This is a genomic window from Acrocarpospora sp. B8E8, assembly GCF_039871605.1.
Classification (GTDB): domain Bacteria; phylum Actinomycetota; class Actinomycetes; order Streptosporangiales; family Streptosporangiaceae; genus Acrocarpospora; species Acrocarpospora macrocephala.
Genome location: NZ_JBDPLV010000080.1, coordinates 22,539 through 46,648, shown reverse-complemented (window position 1 = coordinate 46,648; position 24,110 = coordinate 22,539). Strand labels below are relative to the sequence as shown.

Below are 24,110 nucleotides of genomic sequence, written 5' to 3'. Positions count from 1 at the left end.
ATGCCAGGGGGCAGGCTCACCCAGCAGGAACGCCAGCAGATCGCCTTGGGGCTGGGAGACGGGCTCGCCTACGCGGAGATCGCCAGACGCCTCGACCGTCCGACCTCGACGGTCACGCGTGAAGTGATGCGCAACGGCGGCCCCACCGGCTACCGCGCCGACCTGGCCCACCGCGCCACGGAACGGCGCGCCCGCCGGCGCGGGCCCGGCTCGTCGCGGGGGTCGCAGTCGGCCCTCCAGCCGTACGGACGCGACGCCGAGGCCGTCCGTGAGTACGAGGAGTTGTTCACCACCGTCATGATGGCTTCGGGCCTGCCCAAGATGATGGCGCGGGTGCTGGGCTGCCTCTACACCACCGACGCCGGCAGCCTCACCGCCTCTGAGCTCGTCCAGCGGCTCCAGGTCAGCCCGGCGTCCATCTCCAAGGCGATCGCCTTCCTGGAGAGCCAGGACCTCGTCCGCCGGGAGCGCGACGAACGCCGGCGCGAACGCTACGTCGTCGACGACGACCTCTGGCACCAGTCGACGATCGCCAGCGCCCGGTCCCTCGTCCAGGTCGTCGAGGTCGTCCGGCAGGGCGTCGGCGTGCTCGGCCCGCACTCCCCGGCCGCGGTCCGCCTGGAGAACATCGCCCGCTACCTCGCCTTCGTCGCCGAAAAATTCACCCGCGCCGCCGAGCAGGCCCGCGAAATCCTCTACACCCAGCCCAAGGGCGGCGGGGTGAACAACCGGCCAGAGTGACAGACCCCACTGCGGTCAGCCAAGTCGCCGGGGTGCAGTGGTTCATGCGCTGTCCCCTGGCCCGGGTTCTCGCTTGGGCCCGGGCCAGGGTCTGCGTGGGAGTTGTGGAGGTCAGGTGAAGGGGAGCCAGGTTTGGTCGGTGAGGGTGGTGGAGTCGTTGATTTTGAGGCCGAGGTCGGAGACGGTCCAGATGGTGTTGCCGATGATCAGGCAGCGGCGGATGCCGGGGTTGGCGGGGGCGAATTCGGCTTGTTGGGCGACTTTGGGGTGCTTGATTGTGCCGAGTTTGGTGATCTGGGTGTCGGTGATGTGGAGGACCAGGGCGGAGCTGCCTTCGGACCAGTTGTCGCCCCAGCTCATGAGGGGCATCATCGCGAGGCCGCTTTCTGGCCAGTAGAGGAACGCGTGCGGGTCCCATTCGGCGTCGGAGCCGCTTTGTTCCTGGACGAAGCGGGCTAGGGCCTTCGGGGCGGCGGGGTCGGCGACGTCGAAGAGGGAGACCTGGGTGCCGGTCTGGCGGCCTTCCGTGGTGGCTTCCTGGCCTACGCCGATCAGGCGGCCGGGGCCGGCGGGGTGCAGGTAGGCGGAGTAGCCGGTGATTTTGAGTTCGCCGGTGACCTTGGGGGCGGACGGGTCGCGGAGGTCAAGGGCGTACAGCGGGTCGACCTGGCGGAAGGTGACGACGTAGCCGAGGTCGCCGATGAAGCGGACCGAGTAGATCTGCTCGTCTTTGCCGAGGCCGGTGACCGAGCCGACCTGGGCGAGGGTGTCGGATTTGAGGACGTAGACGGCGCTTTCACTCTTGCCGTTAGCCGTCTGCGGGGTGTCGGTGGTCGCTATGCGCAGATGTCCGGCATGTTCGGATAGTGAGTACTGGTTGAGCAACCGGCCGGGGACCGAACCGGAGCTCACATAGCGGGGTGAACCCGGCGCGGTGATGTCGAAGCGGTGAACTTCGGTTCGTTCGGGCGGAGGGGTCGCTTCCGGCACGGCGGTGGACTGCACAGCGGAGGGAACGACCTCCGGGATGGGGGTGGTGGACTGTATGGCGGAGGGGACGACCTCCGGGACGGCCGGGGCGGATCGCACGCCGGAGGGGGTGGCCGCCGCAGGAGGTACCGGGCTTAGGGTGATTTTTTCGGCGTCTGGGTGGCTCGGCTGGACCTCGGGTGCCACGGAGCCGACCGGGTCCGGGATCAGGGTGGGCATCTCCGGGTCGTGCGTGGGTGCCTGCGCCGTGGGTGTGCTGACGACGTCGGGGATGGGCATCGGCATGAACCAGAACTGAGGGTTGCTGGTGACGTAGAGGCTGTCCTTCGTTCCGTACACGGTGTCGCCGTCGGCGACGACGCTGATCGGCTCGACCGCCGCGAAAGAGCCGTTCAGGTCCAGGGTGTGCACGGTCAGCAGGGACGTGCCGGTGAACTCGGCGGGGTGGGTGACGTTCTCGCACTTCACCGTGTGCGGCGTCGTGACGCCGTTGGCCTTCACCTCGAACTTGGGCAGCCAGGCCCCGATCGGCGCGTTTTCGACGGCCGCCTTGTTCGCCGCCAGTATGTCGGCGGCCGATGCGTTCGGCTTCGGCTCGGGGATGGCGATGTCGGGTGCGGACTTGACCACGATGCGGACGGTCGTGCCCACCATCCGGGCGTCCACATGGCTGCCGCTCAGCGACATCGAGGCGAGTTCGGTGGGTTTGCCGGTCAAGTCGACCAGGACGTACTTCGGGCCGAGCGGGCCGGGACGAACCCGGGCGATCGAGTCGATGGCCATGACGTCGCCGCCGTGGGTCATCAGCACCAGCGCGCGGTTCCCCGACAGCAGCAGGTCGGCCGGCATCCAGTTCTGCTCCTTCGGCACCAGCCGGAGCTCACCGGTCACCTTCCGGGTGGCCGTGTCGATCACGCGGAGCACGCCCTGGGTGACCACGACGACCCGGGCGCCGTCCGTCTTGACCAGGTCGGGCTCGTCCACTCCGGCTTCGTGCACATTCGTGGTCGAATACGAGCCAACGCTGGCCGTGTCGGCTGTTTTTTCGGCCGTGGCCTGCTCCATCAGGCGCATGGGCGGACTGCCGATGCCCCACGCGCCGACGTTCCGCGCGGTCGCCGCCCGCAGGCCGGCGAGCATGTCGTCGCATCCGTTGTAGGAGACCAGCTGGATCTTGCCGGTCAGGTTGACCGCGGGGGGAGCCGAGGAGCCACCGCCGCTGCCGCCGGACACGCACGCGGTGGCTAGCAGCGCGACGGCCACCGCCCCGGATGCCCGAATCGAAATCCTCATGCCCCCTACACGGATCCGGTTTGAGCACGGTTCAGGTAGGACCTAACTGCTACCGGTGCGTACGTAGTAGGGAGACAGGCGTTTCACATCGGTCATTTCGATGAGATTGCGTACGACGCTACCTTCGAGATCTACGACGGCGACCTTGGACAACTCCGCGCTGGGCGACATCCAGCAGTACAGGTGCTGCTCGTCCCACCAGCCGAGCACCGTGTTGCAGTCGGAGGTGAACTGGGTCTGTGCCGCGCCAGCCTCGGAGTCCCAGATGCAGTTCCCGGCGTTCGTGTCGGGGCATTTGGTGACGAACCTATCGCCGGACGGCGAGTACAGGCCGTTCGCGGTGTTGTACGGCACGCCGACTCCCGGGATCGTCTTCACGACCTCCCCCTGGAAGTTGTAGTGCCGCAACCCGCTCGTCGTCCCATCCGTATAAGCGATGACAAATCCGGATTCGTCGGGGCTCCAGTAGAAGCGGCCGTCCTTGATCGTGGGGTCGTTGATCCGGCGGACGGTGGTCTTGCCGGTGGCGATGTCGATGACGATGAAGCCCTTGACGGTCCAGTTCTCGCCGCTCGGGTTGAGGATCGTGAACAGCAGGCGGGTGCTGTTCCTGGACCATTCGCCGTACTCGTACGTGAGCGGCAGTTTGACCGTCTTGAGGGTCTGCACCGCGCCGGTGGAACGGGTGATGATTTCCACGCCGTGGTAGTTGTCGGACATGTAGTTGCGGGGGCGCCCGACCGCGTAGGTCCCGTCCGGGGAGAGGTACTGCTGCCAATATTTGGTGCTGCGGGTGAACTTTCCGTCACGCGACTCGCGTGGGTAATTGACCCATTTCTTACCGGATTCGTCGCTGATGTCGTAGTAGGTGAGTGCGAGAGGGTCGGTCGAGGCCTCGTACAGGTAGGCGGACAATCCCGGCATTTTCGCACGGACCACCGTGGGGGTGGGGCTCGGCTGCGGCTCGGGAGTTGTCGGCTCGGACGACACGCTGCTCGACGACGACGAGCTCGCCCCGGTCGTCCCGGTGTTGTTGTCGCGCATCGCGACCACGACGACCGCCGCGATCGCGACCACGGCCACCCCGACCGCGACGGCGGCCAGACCGACCCTGGAGCCCTTCTGGACCGGAACCTGCGTGCCCATGTGGTGGATCGGCTGCGGGTGGTACGGCGGGGGTGGCGGCTGGTTGACCGGAGGCCGGAGGGGCTGGTTGACGGGCGGCATGCCGTAGGAGCCCGTTTGCGGAGGAATGCCGGCGGCGTACTGCTTGGTCGGAACGGGCGGCGGCGCGCCGTACGGCGCATTCGGTGGGGCCCAGGCGTTGGGCGGCGGCGGAGTGGCGCCGGCCGCGGCGGCCGCTTCCTGCAGGATCGCCGGGTTCGGCTGGGCGTGCTGGAGCAGCCGCAGCAGCACCTGCTCCGCCGTGGGCCGGGCGCGTGGATCCTTGGCGACACACGATTCGACCACGTCGCGGAGCAGACCGTGTAACGCGTCGGTGGTCGGCGTTGCGTTCAGGATGCGGTTGATCACCGCGGGGAGGGTGTCGCTGCCGAACGGGCTGTTGCCGGTCGCTGCGTACAAAATGGTGCAAGCCCAGGCGAACAGGTCGGCGGGCGGGCCGACCTGATGGCCCATGATCTGCTCCGGCGCCATGTACGCGGGAGTCCCTACCGGCCGGGATGTCTGGGTCGCGGACGCGTCCAGCGCCTTGGCGATGCCGAAGTCGATCACCCGGGGGCCGTCCGGGCCCATGATCACGTTGGCCGGTTTGAAGTCGCGGTGCACCACGCCCGCTTGATGAATCGCGGCCAGCGCGGTCGCCGTGCCGATCGCCAGCCGATGCAGCGCGGGCCCGCCCAGCGGCCCCGACGTCAGCACCCGCTGCTGGAGCGTGTCCCCTTCGATGTACTCACTCACGATGTACGGCTGATCGCCCGCCACGCCCGTTTCGATCAGCTGAGCCGTACAGAACGGCGAAACCCGCTTGGCGGCGTCCACCTCCCGCAGGAACCGCTCCCGCATCATCGGATCCCCGGCCAGGTCCGACCGGAGCAACTTGACGGCGACGTGATCCCCCGACGACCCCACCCCAAGAAAGACGACCCCCTGGCCACCTTCCCCGATTCGCCCCTGAAGGCGGTACGCACCCAGGTTGTGGGGATCGCCCGACCTTAGTGGAACGATTTCCGGCATAAGAGAATTGTGGATCCACCGAAGACACGGCGGAAGCATCGTGTCCTGATGGTTGTACTAGTTGGCGGCTCCACGTCGTGGCGTACGGGTGGGAGGACGGCGTCGATAGACTGGTGGGACCGCTGGTTCTTGGCTTGGGGGTCTTGTTGTGTCCGGTGAGGTGCGGCAGTCGGAGTTCGACACGGTTTTGGTGGTCGACTTCGGGGCGCAGTATGCGCAGTTGATCGCGCGGCGGGTGCGGGAGTGCCATGTGTACTCCGAGATCGTGCCGTCGACGATGCCGGTGGACGAGATGATGGCCAAGCGGCCCAAGGCGATCATCCTGTCGGGGGGGCCTTCTTCGGTGTATGCCGAGGGGGCTCCGGCTGTGCCGGAGGGGTTGTTCGAGACCGGGGTGCCGACGTTTGGGATCTGTTATGGGTTCCAGGTCATGGCGCAGGCGCTGGGCGGGCGGGTCGCGCGGACGGGGGCGGCGGAGTTCGGGGGGACGGCGCTGACCGTGCTGCGGGAGGGCATGCTGTTCGCGGGGCTGCCGGCGGCGCAGCAGGTGTGGATGTCGCACGGGGATTCCGTGGTAGCGGCTCCGGAGGGGTTCCTGGTCACGGCGTCGACGGCGGACACGCCGGTGGCGGGGTTCGAGAATGCGGCGCGCGGGATCTACGGGGTGCAGTTCCACCCCGAGGTGATGCACTCCGATCACGGGCAGGCGGTGCTGAAGCACTTCCTGGACGCGGCGGGGTGCCGGCCGTCGTGGACGATGGTGAACATCGTCGAGGACGCGGTCACGGCGGTGCGGGCGCAGGTGGGGGACGGGCGGGCGATCTGCGCGCTGTCCGGCGGGGTGGATTCCGCGGTCGCGGCGGCCATCGTGCAGCGGGCCATCGGGGAGCGGCTGACCTGCGTGTTCGTCGATCACGGGCTGCTGCGCAAGGGGGAGGCGGAGCAGGTCGAGCAGGATTTCGTGGCCGCGACCGGGGTGAAGCTGCGGGTGGTGGACGCGGCTGAGCGGTTCCTCAAGGCGCTGGCGGGGGTGAGCGAGCCGGAGGAGAAGCGGAAGATCATCGGGCGGGAGTTCATCCGGGTGTTCGAGGATGAGCAGCGGGCGATCCTGGCGGACGGGCCGGCGGACTTCCTGGTGCAGGGCACGCTTTATCCGGATGTGGTGGAGTCGGGCGGCGGGACCGGGACCGCGAACATCAAGTCGCATCACAACGTCGGCGGGTTGCCGGAGGATCTGAAGTTCTCGCTGGTGGAGCCGTTGCGGGCGCTGTTCAAGGATGAGGTTCGCCGGGCGGGGGAGGAGTTGGGGCTGCCCGCGGCGATGGTCTGGCGGCAGCCGTTCCCCGGGCCTGGGCTGGGGATCCGCATCATCGGTGAGGTCACCCAGGAGCGGCTCGACATTCTGCGTGAGGCCGACGCGATCGCTCGGGAGGAGCTGTCGCGGGCCGGGCTCGATCGGGAGATCTGGCAGTGCCCGGTGGTGTTGCTCGCCGACGTGCGCTCGGTCGGGGTGCAGGGCGATGGCCGTACGTACGGGCATCCGGTCGTGCTGCGGCCGGTCACCTCGGAGGACGCGATGACCGCCGACTGGTCCCGGGTGCCTTATGACGTTTTGTCGCGCATCTCCACCCGGATCACCAATGAGGTCCGCGAAGTGAATCGTGTCACCCTCGACATCACCAGCAAGCCCCCGGGCACCATCGAGTGGGAGTAGTCCCGCCCGGCTCGGTGAGTTGGGGTGAATCGGGCGGTGTGGGATCTGGTGGGCGGGTAGGTTAGCGCGAGTGATTTCCACACAGCAGGGGCTTTCTTCGCAGAGTTCGCGAGTTGCGGCTGGGCCGGGTGTGTCGTCCCGTGGGGGGCGGATGGCTTGGCTGGATGCGTTGCGGGGGGTGGGCGCGCTCGCGGTGGTGGGCGAGCATATGCTGCCGTGGATTCTGCCGGGGTTGCGGCCTTATTGGTTTAACATGGGCATGTATGGCGTGCTCGTATTTTTTCTGGTTAGTGGATATATTATCCCGGCTTCGTTGGAGTCCAGGGGTGACGTTCGAGCCTTTTGGATAAGCCGGATATTTCGTCTTTATCCGTTGTATTTGGTTGTTATTGCGGTTGCGTTGATTATTGCTATTTGGGTGCCTGTTCGGGTTCAGGTGCCTCGGGATCTTTCAGGTGTAGCCGCGCATATCAGCATGTTGTTGGATGTTGTTCACATCGGTGGACTTGCCGATCCGATGTGGACTTTGTCGTACGAGATGGTGTTTTATCTGCTGGTCACAGCCCTGTTCGTACGCGGGATCCATCGCGCGAGCGGCGTCTACGCGGTCGTGTTCGGCGCGATCGCCATCGTGGCCGGGATCGTCTTCGATTCACCGATACTCGGCGGCCCATGGCCCGCGATCATCTCCGGGGCCCTCTTCCTCACCGGCCTAACCTGCCTGTTGTCCGGAAATTTCCGGACAACTGCCGCCTACACGCTCGGCCTCATGGCCGTCATTCTGCTGCTGTTCAGCGGCTACGTCCCCTGGTTCGGCGCCGCGATCCTCGCCGTCATGTTCACCGGCACAACCCTCTACCGCTGGGAACACGGCACCGGCCCATTCTGGCCGGTCCTCGCCTCCGCCGCCCTGGTCGCCATCTCCCCGGTCTGGTCGATCCAAGCCGGCTGGTGGTGGGTCCAACCCCAGGTCTGGATCACCACCCTGGCCCTGGCCGCCGCCACCTTCGCCGCCGCCAGAGCCCTCCGCGACCGCACCATCCCCCGCACGCTCGTCTGGCTCGGCCTGGTCAGCTACTCCGTCTACCTGCTGCACCACCCGCTGCTGCGCCTGCTGCCCGAATTCTTCGGCGACCTGCGCTACCTCACCCTGACCACCAGGCTCGCCCTCGGCACCGGCTACCTCACCACGCTGCTGCTGCTCAGCTGGGCCACCTACCGCCTGGTCGAAGGCCCAGCCCAACGCCTCGGAAAACGCCTGGCCAGAAGAACGGCCTAGACCTCGCCGGCCGGCCCGGAGAAGTCATCGTCGTCGTCCAGCTCGCCGGTCTCATTCTTCGGGTAGAACTCACCCGGCACCAACGTCTGCCCTTCCAGCAGCTTGGACACCGTGACGAAGTAATACCCCTCCTTCGCCAGCGTGGAGAGCACCTTCGGCATCGAGTCGACCGTCTCCTTGACGGTCTCGTGCATCAGGACGACCGCGTTCTTCTCAGCCGCCTCCAGCGCGGCCGTAGTGAGGAACGCCACATCCCGATATTCCTTGACATAGTCCTTGGTAGCGACCGTGCCCGGGATCTGGATCAGCTTCAGCTTGGCCACGACCGCGTTCACGTCGTCATCGGTCAGCCCGCCGGGCGCGCGGAACACAGTCGGCGTCTTGCCAGTGGTCTTCTTGATCAGCTTCTGGGTCTCGTTGATCTCTTTGTAGATCGCAGCGGGAGACAGGTCGGTCAGCCACGGGTGGCTCCACGTGTGGTTCCCCAGCTCATGGCCACCCTTGACGATGTTCTTGGTCAGCACCGGGTGTTTCTTCACTCGCGAGCCCATCACAAAGAACGTCGCCTTGGCCTTGTACTTCTTCAGCGTGGCCAGCAGCTTCGTGGTGTTGTCCGAGGGACCGTCGTCAAAAGTCAAAGCGATGCACTTGTGTGTCTCGCAGAACGGGACGGCCTTTTTGCCCGGGGCCGCTCTGACAGTGACCTTTGTGTCCACGGGGGCGGCCTGCGCTCCGGCCGCCGGTAGCAGCACCAGGGTCGCACAGGCGGTGAGGGCGGGAATGGTGTGACGCAGCAGCATTGCGGCATCCTAACGTGCCCTCCTGGGAGTTTTCTGAGGCTCTCGCCATTCGGGCGGAGCCGACGCGGCAAGGAAAGCCCAACCGGGCCGCTAGGAAACCGCAAACCCTGGCATGACCTGCCGATTCGGTGTCCATGTTGGCTGGAAAACGACGAACCCGGAGGATGGTCCGTGCCTCGACTGAGCGTCATCGTGCCGATGTACAACGTGGCCGCGCATGTGGGGGCGTGCCTGGAGTCGCTGCGGGCGCAGACGTACCGCGATCACGAGGTGCTGATGGTGGACGACGGGTCGCCGGACGGGAGCGCGGCGGTGGCGGCCCGGTTCGAAGCGGCCGATCCGAGGTTCCGGTTGATCCGGCGGCAGCACGGCGGTCCCGGCGCGGCCCGCGAGACCGGGCTGCGGCACGCCACCGGCGAATCGTTGCTGTTCCTGGAGGGCGACGACATGGTGCCGCTGACCGCGCTCGAACTGATGGCGGGCAGCCTGGCTGAGTCGGATTCCGACCTGGTCACCGGGAATGTCCGCCGGTTCAGCGCGCGCGGGGACTGGCCGTCGCCGGAGCATCGGGCGATCTTCGCCAAGCCTGAGTGGCGGACTCATATCAGCCGCCGTCCCGATCTGTTCGGGGACCGCCTGATCACCAACAAGTTGTGGCGGCGCGAATTCTGGGACGGGCTGCGATTCGCGGAACACGAGGACATGGTTATCGCCCTGTCCGGGCACCTGCTGGCCAAGGCGGTGGACGTCCGGCCCGAGCCGGTCTACCTCCGGCGGCAGCGGGAGGAGGCAGACCTCAGCGTGTACGCGCTGGAGGCGCGGTTCGCGGCCGTCCACGCGATGCGGGCGTTCCTGGTCGAGCAGGGCTTGGACGAGCAGATCGAAGCGTGGGACTTGGCGGTTTTCGAGAGCGATCTGCCGGTTTTCCTGGACGCGGTAGACCACGCCGACGACGCCTACCGGGAGACGTTCGCCGAGCTGACCAACGCGTACCTCGATCACGCCCCGGGCGTGCTGGCGCGGCTGCCGGTCGGGCGGCGGGTCAAATGGCATCTAGTACGCGAAAAAAGGATGGCCCAGCTGGTCCGCCTGACGCGGCGGGAGCGGCGGGGCTGGGTGCGGGAGCGGGCGATCGGCGGATTCGGCCGATACCGCCTGCGCAGCAGCGCGCTGACCCGCCTGGGCGTGCAGGTTCCGGCCGAGGTGCTGCGGCTGCGCGAGGAACTGGCACTGCAACAGCGGGTGGACCGGGTCGAGTGGGTGGACGGCAAGCTGGTCGTCGAGGCGCGCGCCACCGTGCGGTTCCTGCGGCCCACCCGGCGGCTGCACCAGCGGGTGTACGCCTGGCTGGCCGACGATCGCGCCGGCCGCCGGATCCGGCTTCCGGTCAAAAGGGTCAAAGCCCGGCCGCTGGTGGCCAAGCCAGGAGTCCGGCGTACGGACTGGGGCGGCTTCACCTTCGCCGTCGATCCCGCCACGCTCCCACCTGGCGACTGGCAGGTTGACCTGCTCGTCATGCACCGCGGCATGGTCCGCAAAGCCCGCCTGGCGGGCGCGCCCAGAAAGTTGCGCACTCTTGTCGTGAACGGCGCTCGCGTGGTGCCGTCCCGCACGCTCGCCGAGGAGCTGCTCGTCGCGGTCCGGCCGCAGGACACGCGGGTCGGCCTGCTCCGCGTGGAGCGAGACCAGCTCCTGCTCCACGGTGACGCGTCCGTCGACCTCGGCCAGAACCCGCTCCTGCAGCTGGTCCGTCCCGGCGCCCGGGTGAGCGTGCCGCTGGAGGTGCGCGGGCGCACGTTCGCCGGGTCCCTGGATCTGTCCGCGCTCCGTCCGGCCGAACAGGTACGGCTTGCGCCCGCCAGCCCCGAGGCCCTCATCCTGGACGCGCCGGTCACCTGGCAGGCGCGGATCGTCCCGGCCGACGGCGTCGAGCGCACGCTCGTGGTCACGGACTCGGTCCGCCACGCGGACGAGGACCGGGAGTATCGGGCGGGCCCGTCGGATGCGGGCGAACTCGTCGTCCAGGTGCAGCCGCCGGTCGCCCTCGCCGAGGTGGTGGAGTGGACGGCCGACGATCGGCTGATCCTCAGCGGGTCCTTCGCGGCGGCGCCGCAGGAGAAGCCTGAGCTGGTGGTTTCCGCGCTGGATCGTCTGGACGAGCGGGTGTTGCCGCTGGAGTCGCGGGGCCGCCGGTTCACCGCCATGTTCTCGCCGGTCGCGGTGGAGAGCCCGGTCGGTCGGGTGCCGTTGCCGTCAGGGGCGTACGGGCTGACGGTGCGGGTGGATGGGCGGGAATTTCCGGTGGAGCTGGGCTTTGCCGTACCGGTGGAGCGGGAGACCACCACGGGGCGGAAGGTCGAGCTGGACGGGAACGCGCGTGGGCATGCCGTGCTGACCATGGTGAGCGATCTGAGCAAGGACGAGCGGGGCCGGGACGCCCAGCAGATGTTGCGGGAGCAGCGGTATCCGACGGCTCGGCATGCCGCCCTGCGGGAGGAGGTGTTCTTCGACTGCTTCCATGGCACGCAGTTCTCCGACAGCCCGCGCGCGATCCTGGAAGAGCTGCGCCGCCGCCGTTCCGGACTGGCGTTGCGGTGGAATGTCCACGATGGGCAGGTGGCGCTTCCGGCCCACGTGGAACCGGTTCGGATGCTGGGAGTCGAGTACTACGACGCCCTCGCCCGCAGCCGCTTCATCGTGACAAATGTGCATCTGCCGGAGTGGTTTCGGCGGCGGCCAGGGCAGACCGTGGTGCTGACCGGGCCTATCACCTTCGACGGGCAGGAACGGCCGATGCTCTTCCTCGCCCAGGACGACCAGCGCGGATTCGACTTCCGGACCGAAGCCCCCGGCCCACTGCTGGCCGGCACCGCCGAGGTGATCGACGCCATCCGCGACCTGGCCGGCGTCTCCGCCGAGTACGCCGAGCGCTACCGTGCCTTCGTCACCAAGTTCTGCCCCCTGGACGACGGCCAGGCCGCGAAACGCGTGGTAGATCATTTGCTCGCGTATTCCGATATTCTCCCCCGGTGAGTCGCCGCCGAAAGCAGAGTTCAGGTCACCCCGCCAAGCGCGCCGCCATCCGGACCCCCGGCAAGCCAGCGGACTCCCCGCTGGTCCGCGCCGCGGCGGCCACCCCGGTCCTGCGCGGCCTGCGCGGCCTGGCGACTTGGGTCGGCGAGGGCGTCGCGGTGACCGGCACCGGCGTCCCCCGCCCGGGCGACATTCCCGACCTGTGCCAGGCGCTCGGCCTCGAACCCCCGCCGTTCAAGATCCGCACCGCCAGCCGGGTGCCCTGGCTGATGTCGCTATGGGCGGTCGCCCGCGCCGCCGACGTGATCCAGATCAGGGGCCGCAAGGCCCGCCCCGGCGCCGGGCTCACCACGGACGCCCTGGAGACCTGGCGGAACGCGTTCGTCCGCACCGTGGACGGCGACGACGAGGAGTTCATCGAAGGCGCCGAAGGCGGCGCGCTGGTGGCGCTCCAGGTCCTGGCCAACGTGCCCGCCGGGAGCGCCGTGGACGAAGCCGCCCTGGACGCGACCATCCGCGAGGCCGCCCAGGCCGAGGGCGTGACCTTCGACGTCACCGCCGGCCTGGACCTGCTCGCCTTCTTCGGCGCGGTGCGCCGCGACCCCGGGCGGGTCACCCTCACCCCGCTGGGCGCCCACCTGGTCTCTTTCCTGCACGTCACCATCCTGCACGAACTCACTCCGGCGTGACCTCGAACGGGCTGGGCATCGGGTAGTACGCCTCCAGGAACTTGTGCACCATCGCGTCCTGCTCGGGCGTGGTGGCCGCGGTGTCGTTCAGGCAGTAGGCGTCGTGCTCCCGGGCCGCCAGCATGCGCCGCATCTTGGCCGGAGCCTTGCGCATCGACAGGTCCACGTACGTGTAGTGCACCGACCCCGGAATCGCCCGCCCGCTCAGATACCCGTAATAGTGCACCAGCGAGGACACCACCGAGATGTCGCTGGAGCGCCGGAACGCCGACCGGGTGGTCTCCTCGAACTCCTCCGCGAACCGGTCCTCCAGCTCGAACAGCAACGACCGGCGCAACGCGTACGGCACGTGCTTCATTTTCTGGGTGAGGGTGCGGCCGGACAGCTCCTCCAGCAGCCGCCGGTTGTTCATCCCCGCCGCGTGCACCGGATTGTCCTCGTGCAGCGCGAACGGCACCTGCGCCGCCGACGGGAAGAACCGGGTGATGCCATTCCCCTCGAAGAACATCTCCGGACAGAGCGGACGCCCCAGGAAGAAGTCATCGTTCAGGTAGAGGAAGTGCTCGGCCAGCCCCTCGATGCGATGCAGCTGGGCCTCGATCGCGTGCGAGTTGAACACCGGCAGCAGGCCGGGATCCCGGAAGATCTCCTTGTGATCCACCACCTGGATCCGGTCGTGCTCCCGCAGCCAGGACGGCCGCTGCTGGTCGGTGACCAGCCAGATCTTCCTGATCCACGGCGCGTAGGTCATCAGCGAGCGCAGCGAATACCGCAGCTCGTCGCGGCTGACGAAACGCGCCTCGGAGACGGCCGCCTCGCTCAGCCCGCCGGTCAGCGCCAGGTCGCGGCGCGCCCGCCAGGCCGGATCGGCGCCGTCCACCCAGGTGTAGACGGCGTCGATCGGGAAATCGATCTCGTCCACCAGGCGGCAGAGGAACTCCGGCCGGGTCGGGTAGCTCCGCTCGCCCACGGCGACCAGCCGGTTGAACAGCTCCTCCCGGCCCTCCACCGTGGGTCCGTCCACCGGGACCGCCTCGCACACCCGGTTCGGCCGGGGCGCCACGAGCAGGTCGTCCTCCACGTGCCAGATCTCCAGATCGATGCCCGTCTCGCCGCCGAGCGTGAACGTCCGGGCCGGGCTGGTGAAGAACAGCGCCAGCCGGATCACCCGGGCGTGCGCCAGGTCGGTCTTGCGCAGCGGGCGGAGCCGCTCGAAGTCCGGCCGCCGCATGCCGCTGCGCCCGGTCGGCAGGCGGGCCGCGTAGAAGGCGTGCCGGGCCAGCGCGGCCAGCGCCTTGGCCCGGTACACGGTGCGCACCGCCACCACGGGTGGCCGCCCGGCCAGCGGCCGGACGCAGAAGAACGGCACGTCGGCCTCGGCCAGCGTGCGGCAGACCAGGTCGAACGTCTCCCGCACCGCGTGGAGCGGGCTCAGCTCGGCCCGGATCAGGGCAGACTGCGGCGGCGAGGTGTCACGCACGCCGAGTCGCCCCTGCAACTGTCGATACAACGTTCCCACAGGCATGGGTCTCCCCCCGAAGATTCCAGGACTCTAACCGACGTCTGCCGCGTTGGCAGGGGCTTTGCCCACGTCAGGGCAACGGTCAAGAAGTGGCAACGAGATCCCCCGGCTGTCACCGAAGAAGAGGTTACCGACTACCTGGCGTAGCCATTCTTACGTGCATGGGGGGCTTCACGCTCGATGACATCAATGCGGCGCGCAAGCCGCGAGACTCGTGGTGGACCGTTTTTCTGGTCGATCCGCTGGCCTGCCGTCTCGCGCTGCTCGTCGCCAACCACACTTCGATCACGCCCAACGGGCTGACCCGGCTGTCCATCCTGCTCGGGTTCGGCGCCGCGGGGTTGTTCGCCACCGGCCGCCTGGCCGCCGGGGCGATCCTGTTCTACCTGAGCTTCACGGTCGACTGCATGGACGGGAAGATCGCGCGGCTGAAGGGCACCGGCACGCCGTTCGGGCTCTGGCTGGACTACGTGGGCGACCGCGTCCGGATCCTGTGCTGCGCGTTCGGCTTCGCCTACGGCCAGGGCGCGTCGGTCTACTGGATCACCGCCACCGTCGTGGTCCTGGTCGACCTGTTCCGGTATATCAACGCGCCGCAGGTCAACCGGGTCAGGGAAGCCACCAGGACGCTGGCCGCGGCTCGCGCGGGCGGCGAGGTCGTCTTCGTGGAGGACGTGCTGCGGCTCACCCCGCAGTCCCGGGTGGGGCACCTGGTCGCCACCCACGACCAGCCGCTGGTGGACCTGCATCGCGGCTGGCGCCGGACGTTCCCGTGGTTCGACCGGTTCCGGATCTTCCTGGTCCGGCATCGGGTGCGCACCCATGTGGTGGGCGGCATCGAGTTCCATGCCGCCGTCTTCGTGATCGCGCCGCCGTTCGGGCCGTGGGCGATGGTGTGGGCCGCGGGCGTCGCGGGGGCGCTGGTGCTCCTGTTCGAGGCCGCGCTGGTCTACCGGATCTGGCTCGCCGCCCGGGAGGCCGGGCGCACCGTACCGAAAAGGGAGAAGGTTCTTGTCTGAGCGGCCGATCTTCGTTGTCGGGTGTCCGCGGTCCGGCACCACGATGCTGCAGCTCATGCTGCACGCGCACCCGCGGGTGGCGGTGCCCCCGGAGACCCGGATCCTGGTGCAGGCCTACCGGGACCGGCGCCAGTGGGGCGACCTGCGCCGGCCGAAGAACCGGCGCGCCCTGGCCAGGTGGATCGCGAAGGGGCCACGCACGCAGTTCGAGGATCTCGGCGTCGATCGGGACGAGTTCATCCGGCGGGCGGTCGCCGGGCCCGGCAGCCTCGGGTCCGTCGTCGGCCTGGTGTACGCGATGTTCGCCGAGCGGCACGGCAAGATCCGCTGGGGCGACAAGCGCCCGCCCTACATCCGGCATCTGGACGCGGTGCTGGCCATGTTCCCGGACGCCCAGATCGTGCACCTGATCAGGGACGGCCGGGACTGCGTGGCGTCGCTGAAGGAGATGCCGTGGTTCAAGGGGGACATCTCCGAGGCCGTCTACCGGTGGGCTGAGGCGATCGACATCGGTCGGGGGCACAAGCTGCCGCCGGACAGCTACTACGAGCTGCGCTACGAGGATCTGTGCGCCGATCCGACGGGCACGCTGACCGGTCTGTGCACGTTCATCGGCGAGGATTACGACCCGGCGATGCGGGAGCCGTACCGGGTGGCGGATGTGGTGCCCGCGCACAAGGAGTGGCATGTCAACACGCGGCAGGCGGTGACCACCACCCGGGCCGGGAGCTGGTCGAGCCGGTTGGAGCCGGCGGAGGTGTCGCTCTGCGAGACCGTGCTGGGCAGCCGGCTCACCGCCTACGGCTACGAGCTGACCGGCGCGCCGCGGGCCCCGCGCCGGGACCTCACCGCCTACGAGAAGACGGCCAGCTCGTGGCGGCGCGAGTTGCGGCGGACGGCGCTGGTCGAGCGGATCAACCGGTTCCGCGAGCCGGGCCCGGTCGCCGCGCTGCTCACCAACACCCAGCGCGAGCTCGCGGGTGTCCCTAAATGAACAGACTTGTCACGGGGGAGACGTACATGCAGGACAGGCCGATCTTCGTCATCGGCTGCCCGCGCTCGGGCACCACCATGCTGCAGCTGATGCTGCACTCGCACCCGCGGGTCGCGGTCCCGCCGGAGACCCGGTTCCTGGTCCCGGCCTACTTCGGCCGCCGCAAGTACGGCGACCAGCGCGAGCAGGTCAACCGCCGGGTGCTGGCCGAGTGGATCGCCACCGGCAGGGACACCAAGTTCCGTGAGCTCGGCCTCGACCGGGCCGCGTTCATCGACCAGGCCACGGCGGGCCCGGGCAGCCTGGGCTCGGTGATCGGCACGGTGTTCCGCAGCTACGCCGCCCGGTTCGGCAAGCCGCGCTGGGGCGACAAGCGGCCCAGCTACTTCAAGCACGTGGACATCCTGCTGCGCATGTTCCCCGACGCCCAGTTCATCCACCTGATCAGGGACGGCCGGGACTGCGTGGCCTCGCTGAAGGAGATGCCCTGGTATCACCTGAGCAGCTTCCACGCGATCTCCAACTGGGCCGAGGCCATCGACTTCGGCCGCAGGAACGCGCAGCGGCTGCCCGAGGGCAGTTACTACGAGCTGCGCTACGAGGACCTGACCGCCGATCCGGAGCTGGAGCTGAAGAAGCTCTGCGGGTTCATCGGCGAGGAGTACCACCCGGCCATGTGCGAGCCCCAGCACGTCGCCCAGGTGGCGGTGCCGGCGCACAAGGTGTGGCACAGCAACACGCACGGCGCGGTGACCACCGCCCGCTCGGGCAACTGGTCGCAGCGGCTGGAACCGTGGGAGATCGCGCTCTGCGAGGACGTGCTGGGGGAGCGGCTGACCTCCTACGGGTACGCCTTGAGCGGGGCGCCGAAGGCGGCGAAGGAGCATGTCAGCGCGTACAAGACGGCGGCGGCCAAGCGCCGGTCGGCGCGGTGGCGGAAGACCAACCGGGACCGGATCAACCGGCTGCGCGAGCCGGGTCCGGTCGCCGCGCTGCTCACCGAGGGGCAGCGGAAGCTGGCCGGGCTGCCCCCGCGCGAGCTGGCGCTCAGCGCCGGAGGTGCGTGAAAAGCTCCTCCCAGCGGTCCACCACGTTCGGCAGCTTGAACTGGCGGGCGTGCCCCCGGGCGGCCGCGCCGAGGCGCCGCCGCTTGCGGGTGTCCGCCATCAGCGTGCTCAGCGCGGCGGCGAGCGCGGCCACGTCCCCCGGCGGGGCGAGCAGGCCGGTCTCGCCGTCCCTGACCAGGTGGCGTACGCCGCCGGAGACGTCGAAGGCCACCGCGGGCAGGCCGTGGGACGCGGCCTCGGCCAGCGCCAGCGGCAACCCCTCATGGTCGCTGGAGAGCGCCGCCAGCGAGGCCGCCCGGTATTCCGCGGCCATCTCGCCGGCCGGGATCCGGCCGCGGAAGCGCACCCGGTCCGCCACCCCCTCGGTGACCGCGTGCACCATCAGCCGCCCCGCGTCCGGCCCGTCGCCGACCAGATGCAGCTCCCAGTCCGAACGTCCGGTACGGCCGAAGGCCGAGATCAGCCGGTCGAACCGCTTGACCCCCGCCAGCCGTCCGACGGCCAGCACCCTGCGCCGGTCGAGCGGGGAGGTCTCCGGCGGCCAGTCGGGCAGCGGGTTGGGGATGTCCCAGGTGTTGGGCAGCAGCGCGTGCTCGGAGAACTGCCAGGCGTCGTCGGGGCTGAGGAAGACAGCCTGGTCGAGCGTGCCGTAGTGGGCTTTGACCGCGGCGTAGTGCCAGCAGTCGCGGGCGTGCGCGAACGAGCCGTGATACTGGCCGATGCCCTGGTGCAGGCGCAGGAGATCCTTCATCCGGGTGACGACGCCGGGGGATGTCATCACGACATATCCGGGTTCGAGGGAGTTGAGGAGCGCGGCGGTGCGCCGGCGGGCCCACGGGCCGCGTTTCGGGCCCGGGCTGATCACGTGGCGGCTGTAGTGGGGCGAGGTCACGTAGGTGATCGGGTCGCCGGCGCGGTGCAGGCCCACCACGTGCACCTCGTGGCCGCGCTCGGCCAGGCCCTGGGCCACCGTGTGCACCACCCGCTGGATGCCGCCGAGCGTGTCGGCGTCCATGCTGGCGAAGACGACCGTGCTCATCTGCGGGCTTTCTCCCGCACGGTCAGCGGCCGGCCTTCGAAGAAAGCCGACACGATCCTGGCGGCGGCGTCGCCGCGCTCGTCGGCGCACCAGGTGGTCAGGAAGGCGGCGTAGCGCTCCAGGTGGTACGGCTCGCGCAGCGCGGTCAGCAGGTCCGCGGTCGTGGTCACGCAGGGGCCGGGGGCGATGGCGGGGAAGTCGTAGGTGACGCCGCGTTCGGCGCGGCGGTACTCCTCCCAGTCGTCGATGTAGAACACCATCGGCTTGCCGGTCAGCGCGAAGTCGCACATCAGGGAGGAGTAGTCGGTGACCAGGACGTCGGCGGCCAGGAGGAGGTCGTTGATCTCCGGGTAGGCGCCCGCGGGGCGGACGAAGCCGCGCAGGCGTTCGGGGACCTGGTAGGTGTCGACGGGGTGGGTTCGCAGGATCAGGACCCACTCGTGCGACAGGTGGGTGGCTAGTTCGGACAGGTTGATTCGTACGGATTTGCCGGACATCTTGTTTTGGTCGCGGTAGGTGGGGGCGTACAGGAGGATCTTCTTGTCTGGGGGGATCTCCAGGTGGTCCCTGACGCGGGCGCGGGCGGCCGGGTCGCCCTTGACGAGCACGTCGCAGCGGGGGGAGCCGAAGCGGAGCACCAGGCCGGCGTATTCGTTGGAGGGGACGAAGGTGCGCTCGAATTCGGCGCTCGGGGAGACCAGGGCGTCCCAGCGGGCGACGTTGGCCCGCCATTCCTCGCGCGGGCCGGGGAAGTCGCCGCGCAGGTCGGGGGCGTTGAGGCCGACCGTTTTGATGCCCTGGCCGTGCCAGGTTTGCAGGTATCTGGTGCCGGTGGGCTTCGGGAAGCCGAGCGGCATGCCGTGGCTGTCCACCCACCACCCCGCCCGCGCCATCGTCCACACGTGGCGCCAGCTCATGCGGCGGACCGTGGCGACGTCGGTGGGGAACTTGCCCTTCGCGCGGGACCAGACGGCGGTCAGGCCCAGGCCTCTTTTGAGGAGCTCCTCGTGGATGTACCGGGGATGGCCGGTGTAGCCCTTTCCGGCGTCGGCTTCGAAGAGGACGAGGTCCTTGCGCTGGGGGACGAACTTGATCAGCTGTTTGTAGACGCTGAGTTTGATCCTTCTTGAGCCGAGATGGTGGCGGGCTTTTGTCGGGAGGGCGCGGAGTTTGCGGGCGTGGGGTTTCAGCCAGGGGGTGCGGGCGATCGTGTGGACCATGTCGGTGCGCAGCCAGGTCAGCCGGAGCACTCCGGCGGCGCTGTGCGGTCCGATCGTTATGCGGCGTCCGCGGAGGTTTACGGGGATGGGGTGTGTGGTGGGGGATATCAGCACGCGGTCGCTGGTCGTTTTGCCGTCCTGCCGGGTGAAGGCGATCCTCGGCTCATGGAACCCACCCAGGTCCTGAAATTTCGCTAGATCGAGGGTCAAAGTGGTCAGGTAGGTGGCGTTGGGTTGGGGTTTGGGCGTCAGCCGTACCTCGTGGTGGTCGATCTTCATCGTGGCGTGGTAGTCGGGCTTGATGACCTGGAACGGGTCGTATGTCGTGATCTCCATCGCGAGCGTTGCCGCGTTTATGGATATGTCGGTCACTTCATGCCGGATCCGGGTCGCGGTGAACGGCAGGCCGGCCAGCCCCAGGTTGGTGATGTCCAGGGCGGGATCCTTCCGGTCTCCCCAGTACGTGCGCCCGCCCTCGACCAGAACCTCCCGAGGTGGCGCCTTCGGACCGGTCAGGCTCCGCGCCGCCACCGCCAGCTCGTCGATCCGGCCCTGCTGGATCAGCGTGCAGCAGACCCGTACCATCGGGTCGGCCTTGGCCAGCACCCCCGGCGCCAACCGCTCCAGATACGGCCCGGCCACCGCCGCCAGCTCCTGAGCCCAGCTCGCGTCGTGGTACGGCAACGCGTTCAGATACACCCGCAGATCCTGCTTGACGAACCGGACCTGCCGGTCGGGCACCAGATCCGCCAGGCCGTTCCGGCGCAGGATCTCGTCCGCGGCCTCGGCGGCGGCCACCCGCTGGCGGGCATTGTTCACCTCGCGCAGATTCAGCGAGATCGACACCCCGCGCCCCGGCACCCGGTGCCAGTGATAAACCACCCACGGCACGATCGCGAACCGCTCGGCCGCCGCGTAAAGGTCGGCCGTGAAAACGTGATCCTCGTAATGCAGATCCTCCCGGAACCGCAGCTGATGCCGCCGCAGGAAATCCACCCGATACAACTTGTTCGTAGAGAACCCGTCCAGGAAAAGCTTCGGCTCGGCCCGAATGCCGTCCACCACGCGGCGCGGCGAGAACAACTCCGGATAATACGGCTTCGTCTTCCCACTCGACTCGTACAGCCGCGAGATCTGCCCCGCCACGAAGTCCGACCCCGTGCGCTCGATCTCCGTCAGCAAGCTCTTACACGCATGCCTCGGCAGCTCGTCATCACTGTCCAGAAACATGATGAACGGCGCCCGCGCCGCGTCTATGCCATCATTCCGCGGCGCCCCACACCCGCCACTATTCTGCTCCCGCCGCACATACCGCACCCCCGGCAACCGCCGGACGACCCGCTCCGTCTCATCAGTACTCGCATCATCCACCACAATAATCTCAAGATTCCGCAACGACTGCCCATAAAGCGACCGCACAGCCCTCCCCACCCGCCCAGCATCGTTGTACGAAATCACAACAACACTGACCTCCGGCCGCCCCAACATGGAAATCCCCCACTCAACCCAAAGATCCTGAGTGGTGTGTTCCCTTAACTAAGCCGCACTCTGTCCCTTTCGCCCAACCCTGAACGCATTCTTTGCCACGTCATTGGTGGACCACCGTCGCCGGTCGCCGCCAAGGGCGTGGGATCTGCGTCGTGGTTGAGGGTCACGTCCAGATCTCCAGCGGCTCGTCGATCGTCTCGCCATCGAGAAAGCGGGTCAGCAGGCGGGGAAGTGCGCGGGGATAGAACTGGTCAGTGCTCGCGACCACCTCGGCGATCGGCCACCAGCGGGAGTCGAAGTAGTCCTCCTTCTCGTAGTCCAGCCGGTCGCGGTCGTCGATGTCGGGTCCCGACCCGGCAAGCCGGATCTCGACGACGACCTCGTGTTGGAGATGGCGGACGTTGCGGTGGCGGAATGAGCCATCGCGGATCCAGGTCGGCGCCCCGATCTGTTCATCGTCGATCGTGATGCCTGTCTCCTCGCGTAGTTCGCGTAGGGCGGCTTGGCGGTAGCTCTCGCCGAGTTCGATGCCCCCACCAGGCAGTTCCCACCACTGGCCGAGTTCCGGAGCGGTGATCTCGCGGGTATGGAACAGCAGGATCCGGTCGAGGGCGTCTCGCACGACCAGCCGCACGACGTCACGCTCCACGATGGGCAGTCCCGCGGCAGTCGAGCCATCGAGTACCGCCCCCTCCGTTTGCGCTCGGCGTGTCTATGAGCAAGGAGACAGTCGCCGGGCTGCCGAACTATTATTCGCGCAACTATAATAGTTGCCCGAATAATAAGGAGACCTCATGGTGCGGAAGCCGGAGCGGCTGTTCGGGCGGTCCCAGGAGTGGCAGGAGCTGGGGGAGTTCGTTGAGTCTGAGCGTGAAGGGGCGACGCTTGGCCTGGTCTACGGGCGGCGTAGGCAGGGCAAGACGCTGATGCTCGAACTACTCGCTCACGAGGTAGGCGGGTTCATGTTCGGCGCCACCGAGCAGAGCGAGCGGCAGAATCTGGCCGATCTCGGCGAGGCGTACGCGAAATTTGTTGGGCTTCGGCGGCCAGTGGCGTTCAGGTCGTGGCGAGAGGCGCTTGGCGATCTGCTGAGGCTGGGGGAGAAGGGGCCGACCACGGTAGTCATCGATGAGTTCCCCTATCTGGTGGCAACGAGTCCGGGGCTGCCGTCCTATCTGCAGCAGGAGCTGAGCCCGTTGGGGTTCGCCAAGGAGCACACGCGGACCCGGCTCATTCTCTGCGGCAGTGCGTTGACCACCATGGCGCAACTGCTGGGCGGGGGTGCGCCGTTGCGGGGGAGGGCCACGCTGGAACTGGTAGTCCGGCCGTTCGGGTTCCGGGACGCGGCCGAGTTCTGGGGGATCCGCGAGCCTGAGCTGGCATTCCGGGTCAACGCGTTGGTCGGGGGGACGCCGGCGTACCTGGAGATGTGCGGAGGCGGCCCCGCCACGCTCGACGGGTTCGACGAGTGGGTGCGGCGATGGTTGCTGAACCCGGCGACTGTCATGTTCCGTGAGGGTGGCCAGCTCCTGCGAGAGGAGCCATCGATCACCAACCCGACCTCGTATGTGGCGGTTCTGGCGGCGTTGAGCGCCGGGAATCATCGTCGGTCGGAGATCGCGGCGGCGCTCGGGCGGCCGAGCACGTCTCTCGCGCACATCCTGTCCGGGCTGCGCGGTATTGGGCTCATCGACCAGATCGACGACGCCCTGCGCGAGAAAAGGGGCGTTTATCGCATCGCCGAGCCGGTCGTGCGGCTGCATCAGCTCCTGATCCGGCGGCATGAGCCGGAGCTGATCGCCAGGCGAGCGGAACGGGTCTGGGCGGAGAGCGCGGACACCGTCTCCGGCAAGATCTACGGGCCGCATTTCGAGGATCTCGCGCGTGCCTGGTGCTTTGACCACGCCGACCGGGAAACGCTCGGGGGGACGGCGACTCAGGTGCGACCGGCGGAGCTGCCATGCCGCGAGCATCGGACCGGGCATGAGGTCGACGTCGTCGTGACCGAGGCGGTGTCGTTCGCGGGGGAGCGGGTGACCGCCATCGGCGAGGCCAAAGGGACCAGGACGCCCATGGACCTCCCGCACTTGCAGCGTATGGAGCACCTGCGTGGGCTGTTGCCCGACGCGAAGATCGAGGGCACGCCGAAATTGTTGCTCTTCGCGCGGGCAGGGTTCACCCGTGAGCTGCGGGACGTGGCCGCCGGGCGGTCGGATGTGGAGCTGATCGACCTGGAGCGGCTGTACTCCGGGGAGTGATCAGTGCTGGCGGGAGCGTCTGATCAGCCAGATGACCAGGGCCAGGACGCCCAGGGCGGCCAGGGCGGGGGCGAGGCGTTTGAGGACGGGGGCACCGGCGATTTCGAGGAGGTCGAGGGCCTCCTCGTCGGGGGTGCGGGAGGTGCGGGAGGTGCCGGCGGGGTGGGCTTCGCGGGCCAGGGTCTCCTCGGCGACGGGGGTCTGGCGGGGGGTGGGGACGGCCGTCAGGTGGCGGGCCGGCTCGTCGGATTCGGTGGGGGCGGGGGCCTGGCGGGGGATCTCGGGGGTGGGCACGGGTTCGGGGGTGGTGCCTTCCTGGAGGATGGCGGCCAGGTTGGTGGCGAAGCGGTCGATCAGGCGGGAGCCGACCTCGTTCATGACGCCGCGGCCGAACTGGGCGGGGCGGCCGGTGACGTTGAAGGAGGTCTCGACGGTGACCTTGGTGGTGTCGCCCTCGGGGACGAGGCGCGCGGCGACGGTCGCGCTGGCCGTGCCGGCGCCGCGTGCCTCCTTGCCCGAGGCCTTGAGGGTGAGCGTGTGGGCGTCCTTGTCGACGTTCTCGAAGGTCGCGGTGCCGTTGTAGGTGACCGTGATCGGGCCGACCTTGACGCGCATCTTGCCCGTCACGGTGTCGCCCTCCACGGAGTCGAGTGACGCGCCGGGAAGGCACGGGGCCACCCGCTCGGCGTCAAGCAGCACCGACCAGGCCTGCTCGACCGGGACCGGCACGGTGAACTCGTGCTCGAACCGCATCGCCATGGCTCGACT

The 24,110-nt window shown here is 68.5% G+C and carries 17 protein-coding genes; 9 read left to right on the top strand and 8 right to left on the bottom strand.

Annotated elements, in window-relative coordinates; translation table 11 throughout:
• The coding region (locus ABGB08_RS45795) for a helix-turn-helix domain-containing protein (RefSeq protein ID WP_347604089.1) at positions 1-741 on the top strand (741 nt) is incomplete at its 5' end.
• Positions 742-852: 111 nt separating this feature from the next.
• On the opposite strand, the gene ABGB08_RS45790 is transcribed toward ABGB08_RS45795, so the two are convergent.
• Together ABGB08_RS45790 and ABGB08_RS45785 are read right to left on the bottom strand one after the other, a co-directional pair.
• Positions 853-3,024: a beta-propeller domain-containing protein gene (locus ABGB08_RS45790; protein ID WP_347604087.1), complete on the bottom strand. Its 2,172-nt coding sequence runs from the start codon at positions 3,022-3,024 to the stop codon at positions 853-855.
• Between the two features lie 42 nt (positions 3,025-3,066).
• On the bottom strand, positions 3,067-5,220 hold the full coding sequence (locus ABGB08_RS45785) for a serine/threonine-protein kinase (RefSeq protein WP_347604085.1): 2,154 nt from the start codon (positions 5,218-5,220) through the stop codon (positions 3,067-3,069).
• Positions 5,221-5,368: 148 nt separating this feature from the next.
• On the opposite strand from ABGB08_RS45785, the gene guaA reads away from it, so the two are divergent.
• Together guaA and ABGB08_RS45775 are read left to right on the top strand one after the other, a co-directional pair.
• A complete protein-coding gene (guaA, locus tag ABGB08_RS45780) occupies positions 5,369-6,934 on the top strand; it encodes a glutamine-hydrolyzing GMP synthase (protein ID WP_347604083.1) in 1,566 nt (521 codons plus the stop codon).
• A gap of 151 nt (positions 6,935-7,085) precedes the next feature.
• Entirely contained in the window at positions 7,086-8,213 is a 1,128-nt protein-coding gene (locus ABGB08_RS45775; protein WP_347604081.1) for an acyltransferase, read from the top strand.
• On the opposite strand, the gene ABGB08_RS45770 is transcribed toward ABGB08_RS45775, so the two are convergent.
• A complete protein-coding gene (locus tag ABGB08_RS45770) occupies positions 8,210-9,013 on the bottom strand; it encodes a polysaccharide deacetylase family protein (protein WP_347604079.1) in 804 nt (267 codons plus the stop codon). The genes ABGB08_RS45775 and ABGB08_RS45770 overlap by 4 nt on opposite strands.
• 171 nt (positions 9,014-9,184) lie before the next feature.
• Between ABGB08_RS45770 and ABGB08_RS45765 the strand changes: the two genes are divergently transcribed.
• A complete protein-coding gene (locus ABGB08_RS45765) occupies positions 9,185-12,046 on the top strand; it encodes a glycosyltransferase (RefSeq protein WP_347604077.1) in 2,862 nt (953 codons plus the stop codon).
• Entirely contained in the window at positions 12,043-12,735 is a 693-nt protein-coding gene (locus ABGB08_RS45760; protein ID WP_347604075.1) for a hypothetical protein, read from the top strand. The genes ABGB08_RS45765 and ABGB08_RS45760 overlap by 4 nt, the downstream gene beginning before the upstream one ends.
• On the opposite strand, the gene ABGB08_RS45755 is transcribed toward ABGB08_RS45760, so the two are convergent.
• Positions 12,722-14,215, bottom strand: a complete 1,494-nt coding sequence (locus ABGB08_RS45755; RefSeq protein ID WP_347604073.1) for a stealth family protein — start codon at positions 14,213-14,215, stop codon at positions 12,722-12,724. The genes ABGB08_RS45760 and ABGB08_RS45755 overlap by 14 nt on opposite strands.
• Positions 14,216-14,418: 203 nt before the next feature.
• Between ABGB08_RS45755 and ABGB08_RS45750 the strand changes: the two genes are divergently transcribed.
• The 3 genes from ABGB08_RS45750 to ABGB08_RS45740 are packed head-to-tail and all read left to right on the top strand — an operon-like array spanning position 14,419 to position 17,337.
• Entirely contained in the window at positions 14,419-15,276 is an 858-nt protein-coding gene (locus ABGB08_RS45750; protein ID WP_347604071.1) for a CDP-alcohol phosphatidyltransferase family protein, read from the top strand.
• Positions 15,269-16,270 carry a sulfotransferase gene (locus tag ABGB08_RS45745; protein ID WP_347604069.1) on the top strand — a complete coding sequence of 334 codons (1,002 nt, stop codon included), beginning with the start codon at positions 15,269-15,271 and terminating at the stop codon, positions 16,268-16,270. The genes ABGB08_RS45750 and ABGB08_RS45745 overlap by 8 nt, the downstream gene beginning before the upstream one ends.
• Positions 16,267-17,337 carry a sulfotransferase gene (locus ABGB08_RS45740; RefSeq protein ID WP_347604067.1) on the top strand — a complete coding sequence of 357 codons (1,071 nt, stop codon included), beginning with the start codon at positions 16,267-16,269 and terminating at the stop codon, positions 17,335-17,337. The genes ABGB08_RS45745 and ABGB08_RS45740 overlap by 4 nt, the downstream gene beginning before the upstream one ends.
• Here the strand turns inward: ABGB08_RS45740 and ABGB08_RS45735 are convergent.
• The 3 genes from ABGB08_RS45735 to ABGB08_RS45725 form a co-directional block, all read right to left on the bottom strand.
• Positions 17,318-18,376, bottom strand: a complete 1,059-nt coding sequence (locus ABGB08_RS45735) for a glycosyltransferase (RefSeq protein ID WP_347604065.1) — start codon at positions 18,374-18,376, stop codon at positions 17,318-17,320. The two genes, ABGB08_RS45740 and ABGB08_RS45735, sit on opposite strands and share 20 nt — an antisense overlap.
• On the bottom strand, positions 18,373-21,084 hold the full coding sequence (locus tag ABGB08_RS45730) for a CDP-glycerol glycerophosphotransferase family protein (RefSeq protein ID WP_347604063.1): 2,712 nt from the start codon (positions 21,082-21,084) through the stop codon (positions 18,373-18,375). The genes ABGB08_RS45735 and ABGB08_RS45730 overlap by 4 nt, the downstream gene beginning before the upstream one ends.
• 163 nt (positions 21,085-21,247) lie before the next feature.
• Positions 21,248-21,733, bottom strand: coding sequence for an NUDIX domain-containing protein (locus ABGB08_RS45725; RefSeq protein WP_347604061.1), 486 nt, complete (start codon positions 21,731-21,733; stop codon positions 21,248-21,250).
• A gap of 145 nt (positions 21,734-21,878) precedes the next feature.
• On the opposite strand from ABGB08_RS45725, the gene ABGB08_RS45720 reads away from it, so the two are divergent.
• On the top strand, positions 21,879-23,342 hold the full coding sequence (locus ABGB08_RS45720) for an ATP-binding protein (RefSeq protein ID WP_347604059.1): 1,464 nt from the start codon (positions 21,879-21,881) through the stop codon (positions 23,340-23,342).
• On the opposite strand, the gene ABGB08_RS45715 is transcribed toward ABGB08_RS45720, so the two are convergent.
• A complete protein-coding gene (locus ABGB08_RS45715; protein ID WP_347604057.1) occupies positions 23,343-24,101 on the bottom strand; it encodes an SRPBCC family protein in 759 nt (252 codons plus the stop codon). It lies immediately after the preceding gene.
• Positions 24,102-24,110: the final 9 nt, after the last annotated feature.

Bases quoted from the DNA above. Each gene is read 5' to 3' on its own strand.
- ABGB08_RS45770 (WP_347604079.1), bottom strand. From the start codon at position 9,013: ATGCTGCTGCGTCACACCATTCCCGCCCTCACCGCCTGTGCGACCCTG.
- ABGB08_RS45730 (WP_347604063.1), bottom strand. From the start codon at position 21,084: ATGTTGGGGCGGCCGGAGGTCAGTGTTGTTGTGATTTCGTACAACGAT.
- ABGB08_RS45775 (WP_347604081.1), top strand. From the start codon at position 7,086: ATGGCTTGGCTGGATGCGTTGCGGGGGGTGGGCGCGCTCGCGGTGGTG.
- ABGB08_RS45750 (WP_347604071.1), top strand. From the start codon at position 14,419: ATGGGGGGCTTCACGCTCGATGACATCAATGCGGCGCGCAAGCCGCGA.
- ABGB08_RS45720 (WP_347604059.1), top strand. From the start codon at position 21,879: ATGGTGCGGAAGCCGGAGCGGCTGTTCGGGCGGTCCCAGGAGTGGCAG.
- ABGB08_RS45715 (WP_347604057.1), bottom strand. From the start codon at position 24,101: ATGGCGATGCGGTTCGAGCACGAGTTCACCGTGCCGGTCCCGGTCGAG.
- ABGB08_RS45735 (WP_347604065.1), bottom strand. From the start codon at position 18,376: ATGAGCACGGTCGTCTTCGCCAGCATGGACGCCGACACGCTCGGCGGC.
- ABGB08_RS45740 (WP_347604067.1), top strand. From the start codon at position 16,267: ATGAACAGACTTGTCACGGGGGAGACGTACATGCAGGACAGGCCGATC.
- ABGB08_RS45790 (WP_347604087.1), bottom strand. From the start codon at position 3,024: ATGAGGATTTCGATTCGGGCATCCGGGGCGGTGGCCGTCGCGCTGCTA.
- ABGB08_RS45785 (WP_347604085.1), bottom strand. From the start codon at position 5,220: ATGCCGGAAATCGTTCCACTAAGGTCGGGCGATCCCCACAACCTGGGT.